The sequence below is a fragment of the Reyranella sp. GW821-FHT12G01 genome (assembly GCF_058806575.1).
This window is the reverse complement of the sequence record NZ_JBXAPV010000002.1, coordinates 88,039-110,583: the sequence shown is the minus strand read 5'-3', so window position 1 is coordinate 110,583 and position 22,545 is coordinate 88,039. Positions and strand designations below refer to the sequence as shown.

Annotated in this window: 24 protein-coding genes; 11 read left to right on the top strand and 13 right to left on the bottom strand. The window is 67.0% G+C overall.

What is annotated here, in order from left to right; all coding sequences use genetic code 11:
- Positions 1 to 18: 18 nt before the first annotated feature.
- The gene (locus tag AC1RP5_RS20055; protein WP_493113628.1) at positions 19 to 1,197 is read right to left on the bottom strand and encodes an MFS transporter; all 1,179 of its coding nucleotides are present in this window, start codon (positions 1,195 to 1,197) and stop codon (positions 19 to 21) included.
- Here AC1RP5_RS20055 and AC1RP5_RS20050 point away from each other — a divergent pair.
- Entirely contained in the window at positions 1,196 to 2,305 is a 1,110-nt protein-coding gene (locus AC1RP5_RS20050) for a putative 2-aminoethylphosphonate ABC transporter substrate-binding protein (RefSeq protein ID WP_493113626.1), read from the top strand. The genes AC1RP5_RS20055 and AC1RP5_RS20050 overlap by 2 nt on opposite strands.
- Here AC1RP5_RS20050 and plsY read toward each other — a convergent pair whose 3' ends face one another.
- The 6 genes from plsY to AC1RP5_RS20020 form a co-directional block, all read right to left on the bottom strand.
- A complete protein-coding gene (gene plsY / locus AC1RP5_RS20045; protein WP_493113624.1) occupies positions 2,306 to 2,914 on the bottom strand; it encodes a glycerol-3-phosphate 1-O-acyltransferase PlsY in 609 nt (202 codons plus the stop codon).
- Between the two features lie 9 nt (positions 2,915 to 2,923).
- Positions 2,924 to 3,715, bottom strand: coding sequence for a hypothetical protein (locus AC1RP5_RS20040; protein WP_493113622.1), 792 nt, complete (start codon positions 3,713 to 3,715; stop codon positions 2,924 to 2,926).
- 64 nt (positions 3,716 to 3,779) lie between these two features.
- Positions 3,780 to 5,126 (bottom strand): dihydroorotase, encoded by a 1,347-nt coding sequence (gene pyrC / locus AC1RP5_RS20035; RefSeq protein WP_493113620.1) that lies wholly within the window; start codon positions 5,124 to 5,126, stop codon positions 3,780 to 3,782.
- Positions 5,123 to 6,088, bottom strand: a complete 966-nt coding sequence (locus AC1RP5_RS20030; protein WP_493113618.1) for an aspartate carbamoyltransferase catalytic subunit — start codon at positions 6,086 to 6,088, stop codon at positions 5,123 to 5,125. Before AC1RP5_RS20030 ends, pyrC begins: the two co-directional genes overlap by 4 nt.
- Positions 6,089 to 6,162: 74 nt before the next feature.
- Entirely contained in the window at positions 6,163 to 6,702 is a 540-nt protein-coding gene (locus AC1RP5_RS20025) for a cysteine hydrolase family protein (RefSeq protein WP_493113617.1), read from the bottom strand.
- A gap of 11 nt (positions 6,703 to 6,713) precedes the next feature.
- Positions 6,714 to 7,919 (bottom strand): citrate synthase, encoded by a 1,206-nt coding sequence (locus AC1RP5_RS20020; RefSeq protein WP_493113615.1) that lies wholly within the window; start codon positions 7,917 to 7,919, stop codon positions 6,714 to 6,716.
- An 83-nt stretch (positions 7,920 to 8,002) separates the two neighbouring features.
- Between AC1RP5_RS20020 and AC1RP5_RS20015 the strand changes: the two genes are divergently transcribed.
- A complete protein-coding gene (locus AC1RP5_RS20015) occupies positions 8,003 to 9,085 on the top strand; it encodes a citrate synthase/methylcitrate synthase (RefSeq protein ID WP_493113614.1) in 1,083 nt (360 codons plus the stop codon).
- A gap of 9 nt (positions 9,086 to 9,094) precedes the next feature.
- Here AC1RP5_RS20015 and AC1RP5_RS20010 read toward each other — a convergent pair whose 3' ends face one another.
- Positions 9,095 to 9,649, bottom strand: coding sequence for a hypothetical protein (locus AC1RP5_RS20010; RefSeq protein WP_493113612.1), 555 nt, complete (start codon positions 9,647 to 9,649; stop codon positions 9,095 to 9,097).
- A 30-nt stretch (positions 9,650 to 9,679) separates the two neighbouring features.
- A complete protein-coding gene (locus AC1RP5_RS20005; protein WP_493113611.1) occupies positions 9,680 to 10,570 on the bottom strand; it encodes a phytanoyl-CoA dioxygenase family protein in 891 nt (296 codons plus the stop codon).
- A gap of 46 nt (positions 10,571 to 10,616) precedes the next feature.
- On the opposite strand from AC1RP5_RS20005, the gene AC1RP5_RS20000 reads away from it, so the two are divergent.
- Genes AC1RP5_RS20000 through AC1RP5_RS19985 form a run of 4 tightly spaced genes read left to right on the top strand, consistent with a single transcriptional unit; the run spans position 10,617 to position 13,638 of the window.
- Positions 10,617 to 11,249, top strand: coding sequence for a TIGR02466 family protein (locus AC1RP5_RS20000; RefSeq protein WP_493113610.1), 633 nt, complete (start codon positions 10,617 to 10,619; stop codon positions 11,247 to 11,249).
- 9 nt (positions 11,250 to 11,258) lie between these two features.
- Positions 11,259 to 12,071 (top strand): amidohydrolase family protein, encoded by an 813-nt coding sequence (locus AC1RP5_RS19995; RefSeq protein WP_493113608.1) that lies wholly within the window; start codon positions 11,259 to 11,261, stop codon positions 12,069 to 12,071.
- On the top strand, positions 12,068 to 12,469 hold the full coding sequence (locus AC1RP5_RS19990) for a hypothetical protein (RefSeq protein ID WP_493113606.1): 402 nt from the start codon (positions 12,068 to 12,070) through the stop codon (positions 12,467 to 12,469). The genes AC1RP5_RS19995 and AC1RP5_RS19990 overlap by 4 nt, the downstream gene beginning before the upstream one ends.
- Positions 12,466 to 13,638: a cytochrome-c peroxidase gene (locus tag AC1RP5_RS19985; protein WP_493113605.1), complete on the top strand. Its 1,173-nt coding sequence runs from the start codon at positions 12,466 to 12,468 to the stop codon at positions 13,636 to 13,638. The genes AC1RP5_RS19990 and AC1RP5_RS19985 overlap by 4 nt, the downstream gene beginning before the upstream one ends.
- Here AC1RP5_RS19985 and ruvX read toward each other — a convergent pair.
- Both ruvX and AC1RP5_RS19975 read right to left on the bottom strand, forming a co-directional pair.
- On the bottom strand, positions 13,635 to 14,111 hold the full coding sequence (gene ruvX / locus AC1RP5_RS19980) for a Holliday junction resolvase RuvX (RefSeq protein ID WP_493113603.1): 477 nt from the start codon (positions 14,109 to 14,111) through the stop codon (positions 13,635 to 13,637). The genes AC1RP5_RS19985 and ruvX overlap by 4 nt on opposite strands.
- On the bottom strand, positions 14,112 to 14,870 hold the full coding sequence (locus AC1RP5_RS19975; protein ID WP_493113602.1) for an alpha/beta hydrolase: 759 nt from the start codon (positions 14,868 to 14,870) through the stop codon (positions 14,112 to 14,114).
- 74 nt (positions 14,871 to 14,944) lie between these two features.
- Between AC1RP5_RS19975 and AC1RP5_RS19970 the strand changes: the two genes are divergently transcribed.
- The 5 genes from AC1RP5_RS19970 (at position 14,945) to AC1RP5_RS19950 (ending at position 20,979) form a co-directional block, all read left to right on the top strand.
- Positions 14,945 to 17,458 (top strand): cation:proton antiporter, encoded by a 2,514-nt coding sequence (locus AC1RP5_RS19970; RefSeq protein WP_493113600.1) that lies wholly within the window; start codon positions 14,945 to 14,947, stop codon positions 17,456 to 17,458.
- Positions 17,459 to 17,535: 77 nt separating this feature from the next.
- Positions 17,536 to 17,853 (top strand): Asp-tRNA(Asn)/Glu-tRNA(Gln) amidotransferase subunit GatC, encoded by a 318-nt coding sequence (gatC, locus tag AC1RP5_RS19965; protein ID WP_493113598.1) that lies wholly within the window; start codon positions 17,536 to 17,538, stop codon positions 17,851 to 17,853.
- A 3-nt stretch (positions 17,854 to 17,856) separates the two neighbouring features.
- Positions 17,857 to 19,329: an Asp-tRNA(Asn)/Glu-tRNA(Gln) amidotransferase subunit GatA gene (gene gatA, locus AC1RP5_RS19960; protein WP_493113597.1), complete on the top strand. Its 1,473-nt coding sequence runs from the start codon at positions 17,857 to 17,859 to the stop codon at positions 19,327 to 19,329.
- Between the two features lie 16 nt (positions 19,330 to 19,345).
- The gene (locus tag AC1RP5_RS19955) at positions 19,346 to 20,842 is read left to right on the top strand and encodes a glycosyltransferase family 2 protein (RefSeq protein WP_493113595.1); all 1,497 of its coding nucleotides are present in this window, start codon (positions 19,346 to 19,348) and stop codon (positions 20,840 to 20,842) included.
- Positions 20,839 to 20,979, top strand: coding sequence for a hypothetical protein (locus AC1RP5_RS19950; protein WP_493113593.1), 141 nt, complete (start codon positions 20,839 to 20,841; stop codon positions 20,977 to 20,979). The genes AC1RP5_RS19955 and AC1RP5_RS19950 overlap by 4 nt, the downstream gene beginning before the upstream one ends.
- Here the strand turns inward: AC1RP5_RS19950 and AC1RP5_RS19945 are convergent.
- Positions 20,955 to 21,575, bottom strand: coding sequence for a histidine phosphatase family protein (locus AC1RP5_RS19945; protein WP_493113591.1), 621 nt, complete (start codon positions 21,573 to 21,575; stop codon positions 20,955 to 20,957). The two genes, AC1RP5_RS19950 and AC1RP5_RS19945, sit on opposite strands and share 25 nt — an antisense overlap.
- A complete protein-coding gene (locus AC1RP5_RS19940; protein WP_493113590.1) occupies positions 21,563 to 22,531 on the bottom strand; it encodes an ATP-grasp domain-containing protein in 969 nt (322 codons plus the stop codon). Before AC1RP5_RS19940 ends, AC1RP5_RS19945 begins: the two co-directional genes overlap by 13 nt.
- Between the last annotated feature and the right edge of the window lie 14 nt (positions 22,532 to 22,545).

The window sequence follows — 22,545 nt, the reverse complement described above, 5'->3', positions numbered from 1 at the left end:
GCAATCTGTGGATGCCGTTCAGGCTGCCCGGCTGCGCCGACTGATCAGAGCGCCCACGGAACCGAGCAAGGCCAGCAAGGCGGTGAGCGGGCCGAAACCCTCGAAGCCCACCGAGCCGATCATCACCGCGCCCAGCGCTGCAGCACCGATCCAGCCCACGCTGGCGGAGGTGCCGTTCAGGCCGAGCACGGTGCCGCGCACGTCCTCGGGCACGGAGGCGAGCGAGGCCATGTAGGACGGCCGTCCGAGCGCGTTCAGCAGCACATAGACGAAGCCCACCGCAACCGAGACGGCCGGGCCAGGATGCCAGGTGAAGAGGACGAGGGCCGCGATGCCGGAGAGCGCCATCGCCACGGCGAAGGTCAGGAGCCGATCGCGCAGCCGGTCCGCGAGCTGGCCGCCCAGCACGGTGCCGGCGATGTTGCCCAATGCGAACACCGCGAGCGGAACGGCGAGTTCGATCAGGGTCATGTGATAGGTGACCTGCATGAAGGTGGCGAAGTAGACCACCGCAAGTCCGTAGCAGATGCGTTCGGCGACGCCGGTGCTGAGGAGGGCGAGCACCCGCGGCGACAGGGCCGAGCGCATCGAGGGACGCGCCGCGCCGCCGCGCGTGTGGCCGGCGCTGCCGCGGCCGACCGTCAGGAACAGGCTCAAGACGGCGACGATCGAAAGTCCGGCGACACAGAGCAGCCAGCCACGCCATCCGATGATCGACCCGACGGCCGCCGCCATCGGCACGCCGACCACCAGGGTGAGCGATTGCCCGCTCATCACCCAGCCCAGGGCCCGGCCGCGCTGGCTGTCGGGCACATGCGAGGAGACTTCGGCGAAGACGACACCGGTGAAAGCGCCGGCGCAGCCGCCGCCCACGGTCGCCCACACCGCGACCCAGAAGAAGGATCCGGCTGCGGCCTGCGCCACCAGGGCAAGGGCCAACGCAAAGGGCGCGATAAGCAGGACCGGTCGGCGCCCGATCACATCCGACATCCAGCCGCCCAATGCAGACGTCACGCCCCACGCCATCGCGGTCAGCGAAACCAGGTTGGCGACCAGCGGCATGGTGACGTCGAGATCGTGCGACATCTCCAGCAGGAACGGTGCCCGCGTGGTGCCGCTCGAGGTCGCGGCGAACGACCCCAGGCAGGCGGCGCCGATCAATGCCCAGGGCAGGCTGCGGGACGAGGAAACGCTCATGCGCCGCTGCTATGACAGGAATGGCGGCGACCTGCACCGGCCGGATGGATATATGAGCCATGTGAGGTCGAAGGAAAAAGCGATGACGAAATGGTGGACGGCAGCGGTCTGCATGCTGGTGACGTCGACGGTGACGTTGGCGGCGACGGCGCAGGATCGCACGCGGTTGGAGGTCTATTCGACGCTCGAAGTCGAAAACATCACTGACTTCAAGAAGGCCTTCGAAGCGGAAAATCCCGACATCGAGATTCTGTGGAATCGCGATTCGACCGGCGTCGTCACGGCGAAGATCCTGGCCGAGCAGGGCCAGCAGCGGGCCGATGCGATCTGGGGGCTGGCGGTCACGTCGATGCTGCTGATCGACAAGAAGGGTCTGCTCGAGCCTTACGCGCCCAAAAACCTCGCGGCGATCAAGCCGGCGTTCCGCGATCCCGCCAATCCGCCCGCCTGGGTCGGCATGGAAGCGTGGGTCGCGGCGGTATGCTTCAACACTATCGAGGCGCAGAAGCTCTCGCTGCCCAAGCCACAATCGTGGTTCGACCTGCTGGACCCGCGCTTCAAGGGCAAGCTCACCATGCCGCATCCGGCATCGTCGGGAACCGGCTACTTCCACGTCTCGGCCTGGATCCAGATGTTCGGCGAGGCCAAGGCGTGGGAGTTCATGGACAAGCTCCATGAGAACATCGCCGTCTACGAACATTCCGGGACACGGCCGTGCCGCCAGGCCGCGTCGGGCGAATTTCCGCTGGGCATCTCCTACGAGCTGGCGGCCGCCAGCGCCCGCCAGAAGGGTGCGCCCATCGAAGGGCTGATGATGAAGGAAGGCGGCGGCTGGGACATGGACGCCGCGGCCATCCTGCGCGGCACGAAGAAGCCGGAAGCGGCGCGCCGCCTCATGGACTTCGCGGCCAGCCGGAAGGCCAACGAACTCTATGCGTCGTTCGTCAGCCAGGTGGCGATGGAAGGGGTGACGGGCAACATTCCCGACTATCCCGCGGGCGTGGCGGCCTCGATGATCAAGAACGACTTCGCCTGGGCGTCGGAGAATCGCACGCGCATCCTCGCGGAGTGGACGAAGCGCTACGAAGGCAAGGCCGCCAAAAAGTAATCAGGCGGCCGGTTTCTTGGACTGGCCGATCTTGGGTTCCGTGCCCTTGAGCAGGCGCGCGATGTTCTCGTGGTGGCGCACCCAGACCAAGGGCACCAGCAGGGTGAGCAGCATCGCGGCATAGCGATCGGTCAGGAACCAGGCCGCGAGCGCGGCGATGACGACACTGAGCAGCGCGGCCAGCGACGAGTACTTGAAGGCGGCGGCCAGCAGCAGCCAGGCCGCGCAGGCAATGGCGCCGATCTGCCAGGACAGACCCCACATGATGCCGAGCGTCGTGGCGACGCCTTTGCCGCCCTTGAAGCCCAGCCACACCGGGAACATGTGGCCCAGCACGGCGCCCGCGGCGGCGCCGACCGCGGCAAGCTGGCCGACCTGATCGGCGATCAGCACGGCCACGACGCCCTTCAGCGCATCGAGCAGCAGCGTCGCCGCCGCCAGCCCCTTGCGGCCGGTGCGCAGCACGTTGGTGGCGCCGATATTGCCCGAGCCGACGTTGCGGATGTCGCCCAGCCCGGCGGCGCGCGTCAGCAGCAGGCCGAACGGGATCGAACCCAGCAGGTAGCCCACCAGGAACGGGCCCGACATCACGATCAGCGTGGAGAGCATCGCGGCGGCCTACGGGCTGAGCAGCCTGCAGTTCGTCGAATCGACATAGGCCGTGGTCGGCGGTCCGATCAGTTCCGTCGTGATCTGCTCGCCGGGCTGGATCGATACCGGGCCGTAATAGGCATCCTCCAGCGAACGGCTGCCGTTCATGAAGGTGCAGACCGCCTGGGTGTCGACGGCGCGCTGCGAATTGGACTTCAGCACGATCGTGACCTGCCAGTAGCGCGAGGCGCCGTAGGTCAGGTTGTTCGCGCCGATGGTGACCAGCGGCTGTGGCGTCGAGAAGGTCGGCACGGGGTGCGGTCCGCTGCGGCGCGCCTGGGGTTGCGGCTTGGGACCGATCGCTTCCGGCGGCCGGTAGGTCGAGGCGCTCGGGTCGAAGGCGGCGTTGGGATCGTAGGGCGCGGCCGCTGGACCGGTGGGCGCGGGTGCGCCGAGCGGTTGCGGGGCGCCCAGGCTCGCGGTACCGCCGCCGGGCACGCCGAGCGGCTGGGGCGTGAGCGGCGCGGTGCTGATCGACGAACCGGTGCTCGGCATGGGCGACAGCGGTGTCGGCGTGGGCGCCGCCTGAATCGGCGTCGGTGTTGCGGCGGGCGCCGCCGGCGACACGCCGCCGACCTGCGTCTGGAGGCGGTCGTAGCAGGACAGGCGCGCCTGGGTTTCCGTCAGTTCGCCGCAGATCTGGATGTGCCGCGTCAGCGCGTCGAGCAGGTCGTCACGCGATCCGCCACGCTGCTGCGCCTGGGCCGTGCCGGCGAGCGCGACTGTCGCGACGCCGAGAAGAAGTGAGTGCCGGAGCATCATCGGTTCCCCGTTGAAAGACGAAACGACCATATCAGACCAAATGGCCGTTTGAAGGCGTCCGTTAGGCCGCCACGGCGGCCGTAAAGCTATCGTCACGATAGATCGTCCGGCCGCCCACGATCGTCGCCATGACGCGGCCCTGGACCGGGCGCTCGTCGAACGGCGAGTTCTTGGTCTTGCTCCAGAGATCGTCGCGATCGATCTTCCAGGCATAGTCGGCATCGAACAGGACGAGATCGGCCGGCGCGCCCTTGGCCAGCTTGCCCGCGGGCAGGCCGAACAGCGATGCCGGCGTGCTCGACAGGAGCTGGAACAGGCGCGGCAGGGTGAGATGCCCGCCATGCACGAGTTCCAGCGAGATCGGCAGCAGCGTCTCCAGCCCGATGCCGCCCGGCTCGGCCTGCGCGAAGGGCACGCGCTTGCTGTCCTGGTCCTGCGGCCGGTGGTCCGAGATGATGGCGTCGATCGTGCCGTTCTTCAGCCCCTCGACGACCGCCATCCGATCCTTCTCGGCCCGCAGCGGCGGCACGAGCTTGCCGAAGGTGCGGTAGTCGCCGACCGCGAGGTCGTTCAGCGCGAAGTAGGGCGCGGCGGTATCGCAAGTGATGCGCAGGCCGCGCGCCTTGGCGGCGGCGATCACCTCGACGGATTCCGCCGTCGAGATCTTGGTGAGATGCATACGGCCGCCGGTCATCTCGGCCAGCCGGATGTCGCGCTCGACCATCATCACCTCGGCCAGCGGCGGACTGCCCGACAGACCGAGCCGTGTCGCCATCGCGCCGCTCGTCATGGTGCCGCCCGAGAGGTTCGGCTCCTGCGGCAGGTGGACGATCAGCGCGTCGAAGGTCTTGGCGTAGTAGAGCGCGCGACGCATCACCTGGGCGTTGCCCACGGCATGGTCGGCATCGGTGAAGGCCACGGCGCCGGCTTCCGCCAGCAGGCCGATCTCGGCCAGTTCCTTGCCTTCGAGGCCTACGGTCAGCGCGCCGTAGGCATACATGTTCGCCAGTTTGACCTGGCGGGCGCGTCGCGCGACGAACTCGATCAGCGAGGCGTCGTCGAACGGCGGCTCGGTGTCGGGCAGCAGCACCATCGAGGTGATGCCGCCGACCGCGGCCGCGGTGCCGGCGCTCTCCAGCGTCTCCTTGTGTTCCTCGCCGGGTTCGCCGGTATGGACGCGCGTGTCGACCAGGCCGGGCGCGAGATGCAGGCCGCGACAGTCGACCGACTGGATGCCGTAGGGCGCGCCGGACGCGAAGAGGTTGGGGCCGAAGTCGGCGATCTTGCCGTCGCTGATCAGGATGGCGCCGAGATATTCGGTGCCGGCCGTCGGATCGACGATGCGGGCGTTGATGTAGGCGGTCGAGCCGGCGTGCGGCGGCGCGAGCTTGTCGATCTTGCCGCTCATTCGCCGTTTCCGATCTGGTTGCGGTTGCCGCCGATCAGCGCGTCGAGGCAGGCCATGCGGACGGTGACGCCCATCTCGACCTGCTCGTGGATGACGCTGCGGTCGAGGTCGTCGGCGACTTCCGAGTCGATCTCGACGCCGCGGTTCATCGGGCCGGGATGCATGATCAGCGCGTCGGGCTTGGCGTATTGCAGCTTGGCGCGGTCGAGGCCGAAGAAGTGGAAGTATTCGCTGATCGAGGGCACGAACGAGCCCTGCATCCGCTCGGTCTGCAGGCGCAGCATCATCACGATGTCGACGTCCTTGAGGCCGGTCTTCATGCTGGAGTGGACTTCGACCCCCATCTTGTCGACGTCGGTCGGCATCAGGGTCGGCGGGCCGACCACGCGCACGCGGGCGCCCATGATCTGCAGCAGGTGGATGTTCGAACGCGCGACGCGGCTGTGCATGATGTCGCCGCAGATCGCCACGAGGAGACCCTGCAGGCTGCCGCGTCGTCGCCGGATGGTGACCGCGTCGAGCAGCGCCTGTGTCGGATGCTCATGCTGACCGTCGCCGGCGTTGATGACGGCGCAGTTGACCTTCTGCGACAGGAGATTGACGGCGCCCGACTCGTGATGGCGCACGACGATCGCGTCGGGCCGCATCGCGTTCAGCGTCATCGCCGTGTCGAGCAGCGTCTCGCCCTTGCGCACCGACGAGGTGGCGACGTCCATGTTGATGACGTCGGCGCCCAGCCGCTTGGCGGCAACCTCGAAACTCGTGCGCGTGCGCGTCGAATTCTCGAAGAAGAGATTGATGATCGTGCGACCGGCCAGCACGTCCCGCCGTTTGTCGGCGGACCTGTTCTGGTCGATGTAGGTTTCAGATAGGTCGAGCAAACCCGAAATTGTTTCAGGCGAAAGACCTTCGATGCCGAGTAGGTGGGGCAACCTCGGCACGCCCGCGCGATTGTTTGTCACTAAAGCGCGACGTTAAGCACGCACGGTCGGCGGTCGCAAGGTAACCTTTTGGTGGATAACCGGCGCAGCAGAATTCAGGCGTCCTGCAGCTCCGCGCAGAGGCACACGATGGCCGGTCCGCGCGGTGCGATGAAGTCGGCCCAGATCGCGTTGTGATGCTCGATGATCTTCACGGCGGGCAGGTGAGGGCGGTCCGATGCCGTGTGACCATCCGAGGGCACGATCGTCGCATGGCCGCGCGCCAGGGCGCTCCGGACCGTGGTGTCGACGCAGTAGTCGGTGGCCCATCCGGTGACGATCAGCCGGTCGATTGCGTTGCCGCGCAGAAAGTCTTCCAGCGCGGTCTGGAGGAAGGCGTCACAGGATGTCTTGCGGATCACGGTATCGGCGGGCTGGCGGACCAGCTCGTCGATCAGCGGCCAGCCGGGACTGTCCGGATGGAAGGGATCGCCCGGTGGCCCGTCGTGCTGGATGAAGACCACGAGGCCTCCGCGACCGCGCACGGCGGCGGCAAGCCGGTTCAGCCGGTCGATCAGTCCCACCGCATCGTGCTTGGGCGCCGCGTCGACAAACGCGGCTTTCTGCATGTCGATGACGATCAGGGCGTCTTTCATGCTGCGGTGTCTCAGGCTCCAGGTCGCGGACCCGTATAACGGGCGCGCGGACGAATCAACGCGCCATGGGCGGCCTGCTCGATCGCATGGGCGATCCAGCCCACGGTGCGGCCCAGCAGGAAGAGCGCGAGCGCCGAATCCTTCGGCAGGCTGAGCACGCGTTCCAGGGTCACCGTCGCAAAGTCGACGTTGGGTTTGCGGTCGATCTGGTGTTCGACCGCCGTTGCGACGCGCTCCGCGAAGGCGAGCTCCGCAGAGTCGGGCGCGAGTTCGCGCATCATGGCGAAGAGGGCGACCGCCCTGACGTCGCCGTCCGAGTAGAGCTGGTGGCCGAAGCCCGGAATGTAGATCCGGTCGTGCACGCGGCGGGCGATCTCGGCGTCGACGTCGGCGGCCTCCTTGAGGTCGAGGAACAGGTGCGCAACTCGACGAGTCAGGCCGCCGTGGCGCGGGCCGTTGATCGCCACTAGCCCGGCCATCGTCGAGGCGTAGAGATTGGCGCCGGTGGAGGCGACGACGCGGGCGGCGAAGGCGGATGCATTGAACTCGTGATCGGCCGAGAGGACGAGGGCGGCGCGGATCAGTGGGGCATGATCGGCCGGCACGTTCCACGCTTCGGCGACCTGTTCGTGGATCGGCCGGTCGGACAGCGGCTGGCCGGTCACGGCCGCCGTCAGCAGGCGCAGGATGCGCACGCCCGTCTCGAGCATGGCGGTGCGATCCTCGACCCAGCTCGGATGGTCCCAGCGGGCCGCGGCCGGCAACAGGACGAGACAGGCATCGACTGGAGGCAGGGCGGATGCGGCCTGCCAGGCGCTGCGCAGCGCCGCCGACATCGGCGGCAGGTTGCGCGGACTGAAGGGGCGGTCGTCGCAATCCCAGAGGAGCTGCGCCACCTGTTCGAGCGAGCTGTTGCGCGCGAGCCGGGTCGCCTCCTGGCCGCGATAGAAGAGGCGGCCGTTCTCGATGAGGGTGAGCGAGGATTCGAGGACCGGCGTGCCGAAATCGAGCGCATTGGCCGCGATCGACTCGGCCTTGCGGCCTACGTCCCGCCGGCGCTTGAGCTGCGCGACATCGTCGGCCCTGTAGCGCCGTTCACGCTGCCCGTTGGTGCCCTCGGAGCGCAGCAGGCCGCGACTCACATAGGCGTAAAGCGTGGCGGCCGAGACGCCGAGGCGCTGCGCCGCTTCCTTCGAGTTCAGCCATTCGGTAGCCATTTCTTATTATGTATTAACTCAGTCAATATTGACAATATATACACTCAACCGAATGTTCGCCGTGAAACAACGAGGGTTTTGCGATGCTTCAGACACGGGTGGACAGCGGTCTCGACGGTGTGGTCGTGGCCGATACGGTGATGAGCGAAGTGGACGGGGAGGCCGGCCGGCTGATCGTCCGCGGGCAAGCGATCGAGGATCTGGTCCGCAGTCGCGGCTTCGAGGGCGTGGCGGCGCTGCTGTGGGAAGGCTTTGCGCAGGGCGGCGGTGACGAGGCGGCGGTTCGCGCCGGCATGGCTGTGGCCCGCGTGCGGGCCTTCGCCGAGGTGCCGAAGCTGCTGACGGCGACCCGGGGGCTCAACCCAGTGGAGGGGCTGCGGGTCGGGCTCGGCATGCTGGCCGATTCCGAGCCCATGCCGCACCACTATCTGGTCTGCGGCGCCCTGCCGGTCTTCCTGGCGGCGCTGCTGCGGGCCGCGGAATCGAAATCGGCCTTGGCGCCGGACCCGGCGCTCACGACGGCGCAGGACCTCTTGCGCATGATCCGCGGCAAGCGCGCCGACGAGGCCTTTGAGAAGGGGCTCGACACCTATCTGGCCACGGTCACGGACCACGGCTTCAACGCTTCGACCTTCACCGCGCGGGTTGTCGCCTCGACCCGTGCCGGGCTGATCTCCTCGGTGCTGGCGGCGCTGTGCGCGCTGAAGGGGCCGCTGCACGGCGGCGCGCCCGGTCCGGTGCTCGACATGTTCGACGAGATCGGCACGCCCGATCGCGCCGAAGCGTGGCTGGACGATGCCTTCGCCAAGGGCACGCGGCTGATGGGCTTTGGCCATCGCGTCTACAAGAAGCGCGATCCGCGGGCGGACGTGCTGAAGAACACCGTCGCGACCCTGCCGCAGACCGCGGGGCGTCTCGCTTTCGCAGTCGAAGTCGAACGCAGCGCCATCGCGTCGTTGCGCAAGCACAAGCCCGACCAGCGGCTCGATACCAACGTGGAATACTACACCGCGCTCCTGCTGGAAGCGCTGGAAGTGCCGCGCAGCGCCTTCACTGCGCTGTTCGCGGTCGGCCGCGCCGCGGGCTGGTGCGCTCATATCTTCGAGCAGGAGAAGGGCGGGCGGCTGATCCGGCCGCAGTCGACCTATGTCGGGCCGCGCCCGTAAGGGCGCGCGTCAGGCACGTCGCACGGTCGAGCCGCGCCAGGTGCGGGCGCGCGTGCCGGTGGCGTCGAATACCCAGAGGATCACGTCGGCGCCGGCCGACGTGAAGGTGGCGGTGAAGTGCCGCCGCCAGAAACTGCCGTCGGAGTGGACGAACAGCGCCTCGGTGCCGAGCTGGTTCGGCCGCACGGTGAGCGTCGCGGAACGCGGCATCGCACGGGCATCGGCGGAACTCAGCAGCGCCACGCCGTCGGTCACGGCGCCGAAGCTCAGCGTCTCGCCGCGCTCGTCGGTCTGCATCGGGCCGCCATCGATGCGCAGCCAGACGGCCGGCATTCCATCGACGGCCTGGATGGCAAAGTGGAGGGCGAACGGCGTGCCGTCGTCGTAATCCTGCCACGGCGTCTTGGGCGGCGGGATAATGTCTTCAAGGGGGATGGAGCGGTAGAAGCGGGCGGCACCAGCGTAGGTGCCGAGCCAGTCGGCCCATTGGATGGTCTGGGCCTGCGCGGCAGGAGCGGCGAGAAACGCACCGGCAGCAACCAGCGCGCTCCGCCGTGTGATCATCCCGGCAGCCGGTCGTGCGAGAGGGCGGCCCTAGTTCGCAACGGCGGGCTGCTCCTCGTAGGTCGCGAAGAAGCGGCGGCCCGAGCCGCGCTGGTTCTCGTAGATCGAACCCTGATGGTCGGCGGCTGGCAGCGGCATGCGCACCGGCGCCGGACGCACGCGCGGCTCGATCGTCGGCTCGCCCAGCACCATGCGGCTGTTGAATTCGTCGAAGTTGGCGACGCCCATCAGCGGCCACGCGTCGGCCGCTGCGTATTCGTGCAGCAGGAGCCGGCGCTGGCGGTTGGAGCGGTTCAGCGCCGAGCCATGGACGAGACGCGCATGATGGATGGTCATCGAGCCGGCCGGTCCCATCAGCGGCACCGCCTTGGCGACATCGACGCCGCCCGCGACGGGATCGAACGCGCCACAGAAGCGACCGTTGGCATGATGATCGTGGACCGGCCCGTGATGCGTGCCCGGCACGACCATCAGCGGGCCGTTGGCCTCGTCGCAATCGTCGAGATAGATGCCGATCGCCAGCACGTCGTCGTTGCTGTGCGGATAGAAGGCCCAGTCCTGGTGCCATTCGACCGGCGAGCCGTAGCCCGCCGACTTCATGTTGAGCTTGCCGCCGTGCAGGCGGATCGCGGGCCCGATCAGCTGCGAAAGAAGCGACGTGATCTTGGGATCGCGCGCCAGGTCACCATAGAAGGCATGGCGCTTGAACATCGCGGGCTTCAGCCGTCGCACCCGGGGCATCGTGGCGCTGTGGCTGGGCTCCAGATCGTAGAGATCGTCGTTGGCGGACACGCCGCGCGCCTCGGCGACGAGCTGGTCGGTCAGCCGCCGCAGTTCGGCAAGCTGGGCGCCTTCGATCAACCGCGGGATCACCAGGTAACCGTCGCGGCGATAGGCCTCGATTTGTTGTTCGGTCAGCATGGAGAAACAATAGCACGGCCGGGCCGCATCATCGATAATCGGCGCCATGACCAGCCGTGCCCTGTTTCCGACCCTTGTCTATCGCGAGTCGCTGGTCGATCGCAGTTGGCAACGCTTCAATCAGGATCTCGAAGACGAGTGCCAGTCGCTCGCGGCCTCGGATGCCGCGGGCCAGCGCTGGTCGGAGAAGAACTATCTGGGCGGCTACACCTCTTACGGCTCGCTCGACCGGCTGCATCTGGTGTCGTCACTGTTCGACCGGCTGCGGCGGAAGATCGACGGCCATGTGAAGACCTTCGTGCGCGACCTGCACTACGATCTCGCCGGGCGCACGCTGGGGATGACCGACTGCTGGGCCAACGTCATGCCGGCCGGCACGGTGCATTCCATGCACCTCCATCCGACCTCCTTCATCAGCGGCACCTATTACGTGTCGGTGCCGAGAGGAGCGGGGGCGATCAAGTTCGAGGACCCGCGCCTTGCCCACCAGATGGCGGCACCGCCACGCCGGATCGATGCGCCGGAGGCCTACCGGTCCTTCGTCAACCTGGCCGCGCACGACGGCGACCTGGTGCTGTTCGAAAGCTGGCTGCGCCATGAAGTGCCGCCGGCGCACTTCTCCGGCGAGCGCATCTCGATTAGCTTCAATTACGCCTGTCCGCCCAAAGCGGGCCGCTGAAGGACCTTTATGCGCTTCGTCTCCCTCGTCATCGCCCTGATCACCATCGCGACCGTCGCGAGAGCCGCCGACGAGCTGCCGATCTTCGACGCGCATATGCACTACAGCCACGATGCCTGGTCGGTCGTGCCACCCAAGGAAGTCGTCGAGATCCTGAAGAAGGCGGGCATCAAGCGCGCCATGGTGTCGAGCTCGAACAACGAGGGCACCAAGATGCTGCAGGACCTGGCGCCGGGCACCATCGTTCCGGAGCTGCGGCCCTACCGTTCGCGCGGCGAGATCTCGACCTGGGCCAAGGATCCGACGTTGATCCCATATCTCGAGGACCTGCTGTCGAAGCGCAAGTACATGGCGATCGGCGAGTTCCACATCTATGGCGCCGATGCCGACCTGCCCAACGTGCGACGCGTCGTCGAGCTGGCCAAGCAATACGGGCTCTTCCTGCATTCGCATTCGGACGCCGATGCCGTGAACCGGCATTTCCAGCAGGATCCGACGGCCAAGGTCCTATGGGCGCATTCGGGCTTCGAGCGGCCGGAGAAGGTGCGCGAGATGCTGCGCAAGTATCCGACCCTGTGGTGCGATCTGGCCTTTCTCACGTCGCACGTCTCCAACGGCAAGGTGGCGCCGGGCTGGCGCGAACTGTTCATCGAGTTTCCCGACCGGTTCGTGCTGGGCAGCGACACCTTCACGCCGGAGCGCTGGCACTACGTGATCGAGAACGCGCGCTGGTCGCGCCAATGGCTCTCCGACCTGCCGATCGAGGTGGCGCGCAAGATCGCCTACGAGAACGGCGACCGCCTGTTCGGAGGGTCGCAATGAGGTTGCCGGCCGCGCTGCTGGGCCTCGTCCTGGCGACGCCGGCGCTGGCAGACTGTCCGCTCGATCTCGGCCGCGGCACCGGCTGGGTGGTGTTCTCCGATCACTACATGCTGGCATTCCGCCCCGATCCGCTGCGCATCGAAGTGGGTGAGCCTTTTGCGCTGATCCTGAACGTCTGCACCAAGCGGGGCGAGCCGGCCGAACTCGTGGCGGTCGATGCGCAGATGCCGGACCACCGCCATCTCATGAACTATCGCCCCAGCATCAAGCCGGGTGGCGACGGCCGCTTCAGGGCCGAGGGCATGCTGTTCCACATGCCCGGACGCTGGGAGATCACCTTCGACGTGCGCTCGGGCGAGGAAAGCGAGCGCCTGACGCACGACATCATCCTCAAGTGACCCGGCTCCTGCTGCTCCTGTCGTTACTGGCCGCGTGGGCCGGCAACGCCCCTGCGCAGCAGTTGCTCGAATGGTCACCGGAGGAGATCCGGACGGTCGGCCAGCACGGGCCGTGGCCGCCGCCCGCCGTGCGTGATCCGTCGAACCGGGTGTCGGGCACGCCGGCGGGGATCGCGCTCGGCGAGCATCTGTTCAACGAACCGCGCCTGTCGGGCGATGGCCGCATGAGCTGCGCCACCTGTCATCAGGCCGGCCGCGAATGGAGCGACGGCCTCGCCAAGGCGCGCGGTGCGATCGAACTCGATCGCCGCACGCCGTCGCTGTGGAATGTTGGCTACCTGCATTGGTTCGGTTGGGACGGGGCCGGCGATTCGCTGTGGGCACAGAGCATCCGTCCGTTGCTCGATCCGCGAGAGATGAATGGCGGCCTGGCGCGCCCCGCCGAGGTGCTGCGCGGCGACGCGAAGCTCGCCTGCGGCTACGAGAAGGCGTTCGGCAGCCAGCCCGGCGCCGACGACGAGCGATTGATGGTCGATACCGCGAAGGCGCTCGCGGCCTTCCAGGCGACACTTGTCAGCCCGCGCACGCCGTTCGACGATTTCCGCGACGCGCTGGTGGCGGGCGACCGCGATCGCGCCTCGCGCTATCCGCTCGCGGCGCAGCGCGGCCTGAAGCTGTTCATCGGCGAGGCCAACTGCAATCTCTGCCACCTCGGCCCGCGCTTCACGAGCGGCGAGTTCGGCGACATCGGCATTCCGTTCTTTGTGCGACCGAGCGAAGTGGATTCGGGCCGGCTGGGTGGACTGGGACGGCTGTCGGCCAGCCCGTTCAATCTGCTCGGCAAATACAACGACGACACGACGGGCAACAGCACGCGGCGCACGCGGCATGTGCAGCGGCAACATTCCAACTTCGGCGAGTTCCGCGTGCCTGGCCTGCGCCAGGTCGGCCGCGGCGGGCCGTACATGCACAATGGCAGCGTGCTCACGCTCGAGGATGTCGTGAAGCACTATTCGGAAGTGAGTCCCGATCGCCTGCACAGCGATGGTGTGCCGATCGTGCGGCCGCTTGGCTTGTCAAAGGAGCGAAGCGCCGATCTCGTGGCCTTCCTGCGTTCCCTCGACGCCGAGCCGCCGCCGCGCGAAGCGCCGCCGCCGCTCTGCCCCTAGCGCAGTCGCGCGATCGCGCTTTCGAGGATCCAGGCAGCCGCTGCCGCGTCGACCCGTTCGGCACGCTTCGAGCGCGTCATGTCGTAGTCGTCGATCATGCCACGCGTTACGGCGGCGGTGCTGAGGCGCTCGTCCTGGAAGATGACGGGGAGGGCGGCGAGGGCAGGCGTGCCGTGGTTCTGGATGTTGGTCACGAACTGCCGCACCGACTGGCAGCGCGGGCCCTCGGTGCCGTCCATGTTGAGCGGCAGGCCGACCGCCAGCGCCTTCACCTCGTGCTTGCGCACGAGTTCGTCGAGCGCGGCAAGGTCGGCTGCGAGCTTGGTGCGCTTTACGGTGGTGAGCGGCGTGGCGAGCATGCGCAGAACGTCCGACGTGGCGATGCCGATGGTCTTGCTGCCGAGATCGAGCGCCATCAAACGGCCATCACGGACGAGCAGCGTCTTGAGCTCAGAGAAGTCGACGACGGGCATTCAGGAAGCCTTTCCGGCAAGCCAGGTCTCGGCCTGGTCGGCGATGCGATCCCAGCCGGGTTGGCCGAGCACCCAGTGTCCTTGATCGTCATATTCGACAAAGTCTGAGACGTGAGCGAACTGTTTTGACGTACGGCGAACTACATCGGGCGGCACGAGCTTGTCCTTCTTGGCGGCGACGAAAAGGAGTGGCACGGTGACCCTGCGTGGATCGACAGTTGCGGCGTTCGTTCGATCGAGCCATGGCAACGCGATCTCGAACAGGGCGCGTCCCGATTCGTGGACGAAGCCTTCGTGCTCTTCCGTGCCCATGACGCGGTCCGAGGTATTGAATGTGTAGGAAAGTGCTTCGCCCAGAGTCGCCCGGTGCGGCTTGCGCCACCAACCCCAGCGCGCCTGGATCCGGGCGAAGGCCATCAGGTTGGAGGGACGCAGCGCAACGACGCTCGACGGCGGGGCAGGCGTGAGCAACACGCCGGCCCGCGCGAGTCCCTTGGCGCAAAGCAGAAGCGCCAGCAGTCCGCCCATCGAGTGACCGATGACCACGGGCTTTTCCGGCAGCGAGAGGATGGCAGCCTCCAGGTCGGCGACATAGTCGTTGAGGCTCGTTTCACCCAAGCCAGCCGGCGGTTCATCCGCTGGCGAATCATGGAATCGCAGTGAGTGTGCAATCGTGTGCCACCCACGGTTTTCGAGGAACGGACGCCAGTGACGCCAGACGTCGGATGTTCCCCACATGCCGTGAATCAGGACTGCCAAGCGGGCCATCGCAAAGGTTATAAGGCGTGCAATGGACCGGGTCGACACGGCCCGAGAGTAGGGTTCAGGTAAAAGTGACAGACACTCTCTACGCCCTGTTGGCGATCGCGATGGTCCTGACCGTCGTCAGCGTCCTGGTGCCCCTCGCCGAACGGTTCCGGCTGCCGCACACCGTGCTGTTGGCCATCGCCGGCATGGGCATGGGCTTCCTGGGATCGTGGATCATCAGCGGCGACATCAAGCTGGGGGTCCTGAGCGACGCGTTCGTCGGCCTCGACAAGCTCGAGGTCGGGACGGAGTTGTTCCTGCCCATGTTCCTGCCACCGCTGCTGTTCACGGCGGGCCTCACGATCGACGTGCGGCGTCTCATGGACGAGGTCCATGCCGTCCTGCTGCTGGCGATCGTCGCGGTCCTCGTCTGCATCGCCTGCGTGGCGGGCGTGGTGCACCTGGCGACCGGCATGGACATCGTGGTCTGCCTGCTGCTGGGCGCCGTCGTCTCGACGACCGATCCGGCGGCGGTCATCGGCATCTTCCGCGACGTCGGGGCGCCCAAGCGGCTTTCGATCCTGGCCGAGGGCGAATCGCTGCTGAACGACGCGGTGGCCATCGCGGCCTTCGGACTGTTCATGGGCATCCTGGTCGCGCGCGCCTCGACCGATGGGGGAGGCATGCCGGCCGATCCTACTTCGGCCATCGGCGTGTTCCTGCGCGAGTTCGTGGGCGGCATCGTGCTGGGCTTCGCCATGGCGCGGGTTGCCATGATGATCCTGCCGCGGCTGGGCGAATCCGATGCAGCCATCGCCTCGGTCACGGTGAGCCTGACCTATCTCAGCTTCATCATCGCCGACCGCTATCTGCACGTCTCGGGCGTCGTCTCGGTGGTGATGGCCGCACTCACCGTGGCGGCCTATGGACCGACGCACCTCCATCCGCGCCAGTGGACGGCATTGCGCCAGGTCTGGGCCCAGCTCGAATTCTGGGCGAACTGCCTCATCTTCGTGTTGGCCTCGATGATCGCGGCCGACGTGCTGCTGAAGATCACCTGGCTCTACGCCTGGGGTGTCGCCGCCGTTGCGGTCGGCGCCTTCTCGGCCCGCGCGCTGGTGGTGTTCGGCATGCTGCCGGTGCTGGAGACCTTCAAGCTCGTGCAGCCGGTGAGCGGCCGCTACAAGGCGATCCTGGTGTGGGGCGGACTGCGCGGCGCGGTGACGATCGTGCTGGCCATGGTCGCCGCCGGCAATCATCAGCTTCCCGAGCAGGTCCGCGACTTCATCGCGATTTCGGCCGTCTTGTTCGTGCTGTTCACCCTGTTCGTGAACGCCACGACCCTCGGCCTCGTCATGCACCTGTTCGGGCTCGACAAGCTCAGCCGCCTCGAGCTGGCGTTGCGCGACCGCGTGCTCGCGCTGTCGCGCATCAACGTCGACCGGCACCTGCAGCAGATCATGCGCCAGCACAACGAGCGCACGGACGGCTTTGCGGTCGATCCGGCTTCGATGGGCGATCCCGGGGCGGAACCCGTGCCGCCGGACCTGGCGCTCGACCTCGAAGAGCGCGTCAAGATCGGGCTGGTGACGCTCTGCACGCGCGAGAAAGAGCTCTATCTCGAACTGTTCGAGCAGCAGATCCTGTCGCGCCGCATGGTCGCGATGCTGGCGGCGAGCGCGGACCGCTTGATCGACACGGTGCGCGACAAGGGCGTGAAGGGCTACGAGGAGTGGCTCGAGGAGATTTCCAAGCCCGATCGCGGTTTCCGCCTGTCGCTGTGGCTGCACCGTCGCTTCGGCTTCGAGCGGATGCTGACCGACCGGCTGGCCGATCGTTTCGAGATCCTGATGGTCTCGCTCAGTGTGCTGGGCGAACTCGCCGTCTTCAACGCGAACTCGATCGCCGACCTGCTGGAACACGATGCCGAGGCACGCCTTGCCGCGGTGATCAGCAATCGCCAGCTCGGTGTGGAGGGTGCCCTCAAGGCGCTGACGCTACAGTATCCGGGCTATTCGGAATCGGTGCAGCAGCGCCAGCTCGAACGCGCCGCCATCCGCTTCGAATCGGCGGAATATGTCCGGCGTCTGCGCGAAGGCATCATCAGCCGCGAGGTCTACAACAACCTCCGCGACAAGCTGGCCGAGCGGCGCGGTGCGGTGAGCCAGCGGCCAGCGCTCGACCTCGGCCTCGAACTGCGCGCCATGATCGCGCGGGTGTCGCTCTTCGCCTCGCTCGACAAGGATGCGATCGGCGAGGTCGGCAAGCGGCTAAGGGCCCTGGTCGCGCTGCCGGGCGAAAAGATCGTCGAGATCGGCGAGCCCTCGGACGCCATGTACTTCGTGGCGGCGGGCGAAGTGATCGTCCACGTCCAGGCCATCCAGGTGACGCTGAAGGAGGGCGACTTCTTCGGCGAAATGGGACTGCTCACCTCGCAGCCGCGCAGCGCCGACGTCATCGCCAACGGCTATTGCCACCTGCTGATGCTCGACAAGAGGGACTTCAACAAGATCCTCGCGCACCGGCCCGAGGTCCGGCATGAGGTCGAGGCCGTGGCAGCCCGCCGCAGCGCGGAGAACCAGGCGAAGGCGGCCTCCTAGTCGGGTTGCTCCTGTAAGGCAAAACGGCTACCAACCCCGGTTACTGCGTTGTTTTCTGGGCGTTTTGGAGTGCTGGAATGTCGCTCGACAAGGACACGGTGGCGCGCATCGCGCGACTGGCCCGTCTAAAAGTTCCCGAAGAGGAACTGGCCCCGCTGGCCGGTGAGCTTTCGGGCATTTTTGCCTGGATCGAGCAACTGAACGAAGTCGACACGAAGAATGTCGAGCCGATGTCGTCGGTCTCCGACGTGACGCTGCCGATGCGCGCCGACAAGGTCACCGACGGCGGCGTCGCGGCCAAGGTGCTGGCCAACGCGCCGGGCGGCGCTGTCTATATCGATCCCTCGGACAAGAACGCCGGCGGCTTCTTCACCGTGCCGAAAGTGGTGGAGTAGGCGATGACGTCGCTGACCGATCTCACCATCGCACAGCTCTCCGCGACTCTGGCCAAGAAAGAGGCCAGCGCCGTCGAGGTGGCTGACGCGCACCTGAAGAAGCTCGACGAGCATCGCGGGCTCAACGCCTTCATCACCGAGACGCCCGACAAGGCGCGCGAGATGGCCAAGGCCTCGGACGCGCGCCGCGCCAAGGGCGAGGCGGGGCTGCTCGAAGGCGTGCCGCTCGCGATCAAGGACCTGTTCTGCACCGAGGGCGTGCAGACGACGGCGGCCTCGAACATCCTCAAGGGCTTCATCCCTCAGTACGAGAGCACGGTGACGGCGAACCTGTGGAAGTCGGGCGCGGTGATGGTCGGCAAGACCAACCTCGACGAATTCGCGATGGGTTCCTCGAACATGACCAGCCATTTCGGCGGCGTCGAGAACCCATGGAGGCGCAAGGGCGACAATCGCAAGCTGGTACCGGGCGGCTCGTCCGGCGGCTCGGCGGCGGCCGTCGCGGCCTACATGGTGCCCGGCAGCACCGGTACCGACACCGGCGGCTCGATCCGCCAGCCGGCGGCCTTCTGTGGCATCGTCGGCCTGAAGCCGACCTACGGACGCTGCTCGCGCTGGGGCGTCGTTGCCTTCGCCAGTTCGCTCGACCAGCCAGGCCCGTTCGCCCGCACCGTCGAGGACACGGCTCTGATGCTGCAGGCCATGTCGGGCCACGACCCGAAGGATTCGACCTCGGCGCCGCTGCCGGTGCCGGATTTTGCCGCCGCGGCGCGCAATCCCGACATCAAGGGCATGAAGGTCGGCATCCCGAAGGAGTACCGGGTCGACGGCACGTCCGAGGAGATCGTGGCGCTGTGGGCAAAGGGCATGGAGATGCTCAAGGCAGCCGGCGCCGAGCCGGTCGAAGTGTCGCTGCCGCACACCAAGTACGCGCTGCCGGCCTATTACATCGTGGCCCCCGCGGAATGCTCGTCGAACCTGGCGCGCTATGACGGCGTGCGCTTCGGCCAGCGTGTGCCGGGCAAGGACCTGACCGAGCTCTACGAGAACACGCGCGGTGCGGGTTTCGGCAAGGAAACGCGCCGGCGCATCCTGATCGGTACCTACGTGCTCTCGGCCGGCTACTACGACGCCTATTACAAGAAGGCGCAGCAGATCCGGGCGCTGATCGCGCGCGACTTCAAGGAAGCCTTCGAGAAGTGCGACGTGCTGCTTACGCCGACCGCGCCGACGGCGGCCTTCGCGGCCGGCGACAAGATGGACGATCCAGTGACCATGTATCTCAACGACATGTTCACGATCCCCGCGTCGATGGCGGGTCTGCCGGGCATCTCCGTGCCGGCCGGCATGGACAAGGATGGCCTGCCGCTCGGACTGCAGCTCATCGGTCGTTCCTTCGACGAGGAGACTCTCCTGCGCGCGGCGGCCGCTCTCGAGAAGGCGGCGGCTTTCAGCGGCCGGGCGGCGGGATACTGACCGGTCGGGCCATGGCATGAGCTCGATCGAGCCGACGGACCCGCTCGCAGCGCTTTTCCTGGTGCTCATGATGCTGGGCATGGTGCCGACGGTCGCGTCGCTCGTGCAGTACCTCATCATTGGCTGGCACAGCATTCGCAACAACTACGCGAAGTGCGAGGACTATACGCCGCGCGTTGCCTTCGTCCTGCCGGCCTGGAACGAGGCCGACGTCATCGGCTCCAGCATCGATTCGCTGATGGACATGCACTACCCGGACGGTGCATGGCGGATCTACGTCGTCGACGATGCCAGCACCGACAATACGCCCGAGGTCATGCGCGAGAAGATGGCGCAGTATCCCGGACAGGTGTTCCATCTGCGGCGTGAGGTCGGCGGCCAGGGCAAGGCCCATACGCTGAACCACGGCCTGAAGATCATACTCTCGGAGGACTGGGCCGAGGCGATCATGATCATGGACGCCGATGTCTTGTTCGAGCCGGTCACCTTGCGGCGCATGACGCGCCATCTGGCCGACCCGACCGTGGGCGGCGTCACGGCCTACGTGAAGGAGGGGAGTTTCCCCGGCAACCTCGTCACGCGCTTCGTGGCCTTCGAATACATCACCGCCCAGGCGGCGGCCCGGCGGGCGCAGAACGTGCTGGGCGTGCTGGCCTGCATGGCGGGCGGCGCCCAGCTTCACAGTCGCGAGAACCTGCTGGCGATCGGTGGTCAGATCGACACGAGTTCGCTGGCCGAGGACACGTTCACGACCTTCAAGACGCAGCTCGGCGGGCGGCGAGTGGTGTTCGACGGCAACGCCATCGTCTGGGCTGAGGAGCCGGATAGTCTGGCAGCGTTGTGGAAGCAGCGGGTTCGCTGGGCGCGCGGCAACCTGCAGCTCACGGCGGCTTTCCGGAAACTGTGGTTCCGGCGCAGCCAGCATCCGAAGCTGGGCGGATTCACCTTCGGTATCCTGTGGTTCAGCGTGGCGCTCCTGCCGATCTTCATGGTGGCGGGATCGATGGGCGTCATCGGCCTCTACTATCTGAGGCCGGCCTGGGCCTGGTCGGCGTTCACGGCGCTCTGGAGCGCGACCCTCGTCGTCTACCTCTTCGAGACCCTGTTCTCGCTGATGATCGATCCGGCGACGGCCAAGAGGGCATGGCTGGAGGGGCTGCTCTTTCCCGGGGTGGTGTCGCTGGTCATCATGATGCTGATCCTGGTGCCGCCCTCGGTCAGCCCGCTGTTCAACGGACCATACTGGTCGGGCCATATCGGCTGGTCGTGGCGAGACATCCCGGTGCAGATGATCCTGGCCTGGCCCGGCATCTCGACGTTCTTCGCCTGGATCGTCTTTCGCATCGACCGGGCGGGGGCGTGGCGATGGTTCCGCAACATCCTGCTGATCCTGATCGGCTACGGTCCGGTGATGTGTGCCATCTCGTTCGGCGCGATGGTCGCCCAGTACAGGAATGCCGACCTGCGCTGGGACAAGACGGTCAAGTCGGGGAAGGCGAGGATCCTGAAATGACGTCCGACGAGACCGAGTACGAAAAGCTGATGAAGATCGACAAGAGCGTCGAAGCCAGGCTGATCTGGAGCGAGCTCCTGGCCTTCGTGTTCGTCGCCGGCCTGGTCGCCGCCTACGTCCTGTTCTTCCCGGCGTAGGCCAGCACTTCGCCGCTCAACTCGACGATCTCGCCATTGGCGAGCGGTGTCGCGACCTCGGTGGCGCGGTAGCTGCGCATCCAGTCGGGCGTGGGATCGAAGCCGGCGGTCAGGCCGATCATGTAGGCGCGGAAGAACTGCCCGTGTCCGACCGCGATAACGAAGCCGCCGTCGAGCTTCATCAGGCGCTCGTGGAAATCGCGCAACCGGCCCATGAAGCTGCCGAACGACTCGGCATCGGGACCGTCGGCGTAGTCCGGGTCGCAGCGCTGCCAGTACGCATCGATCATCGGCTTGCGCGTCGCCGCCGTCGTGCCGCGGCAGCGCTCGGGGCTGAGATAGGTCAGCTCATAAATGTCCCAGGTCTCGCTCGGTGCCTTGGGCCAGCGCGCCTGGATGGGCGCGCAGGTCTGCTGGGCGCGCAGGAAGGGCGAGACGATCAGGAGATCGGGTTGCCGGTCGACGCGGCGCGCGACGGCAAGGGCCTGTTCCTGGCCCAGTTCGGTCAAGGGGATATCGCCGTGGCCGGTGGCCGGCAGGCCGGCGTTTGACGTGCTCTGGCCGTGACGGACCAGCCAGGCGGCTACCGGCGGCACAGCCTCTCCCATTCGGCCGAATCGAAATAGTGTTCGGTCCAGTAGCGGACGACCATGATCTCTTTGAACGGCAGCAGGCCGTCCGGCATCTTCTTGCCGGCCACGTCGTCGATCATCAGCTTGGGCATGTCGACGCCGGCTTCCGTGGTGAGCGGCAAGGTGCCGGGGAAGCGCGGATTGATCTCGAGCAGCTTGAAGACGCCGTCCGCCGCCCGTTTGAACTGGATGTTTGAGACGTAACGGATGCCGATCACCTCGGCGACTCGAACGGCTGCGTCGATCAGCTCCTGATTCCTGAGTGTGCGCGCGGTGACCGCGACGCCCGAGTCGGTCTTCATGCGCTCGCGCGGCACCGCGGCCATGACCCGGCCGTCGCTGTGCACGTAGACGTCGACGGAATATTCCTCGCCCGGCAGATACTCCTGCAGGAGCAACGAACCGTCCTTGGGCAGCGCATCGAGTTCTTCGCGGTTGCCGATCTTGACCGCGCCACGCGAACCGGCGCCGAGGCGCGGCTTCACGAAGCGAGGGAAGGCCGAAACCCGTGCGGCGGCCTCCGGTGTGAGAGGCTCGCTCTCGGGAACGGGTGCGCGGCCGCGCAGCGCATCGATCAGCAGGTTCTTGTCGCGGCAGACGCGCAGCGCTTCCAGCGGGGAGATCGGCATCGCGATGCCGAGCGCCTCGAACTGGTCGCGCACCGAGGCCAATGGCACGAATTCGGCATCGACGGTCGGCAGCAGCAGCTCGATGGAGCGGGCGCGGCAGGCGGCGAGCAGGGCCGGCGCCAGGTCGGGTGAATCGCCGCGCGGAACGATGATGCGACGCTCCTCCGGCACGAGATAGAGACCGGCAGCGCAGGGGTCGATGTCCGCCATGTGGATCTCGTGGTCGGCAGACAGGCTCTTCCACACGCTGATGGCGGAAGGGCCACCGGCGCCGGTGATCAGGATACGCATCGCTCGAACCTCGT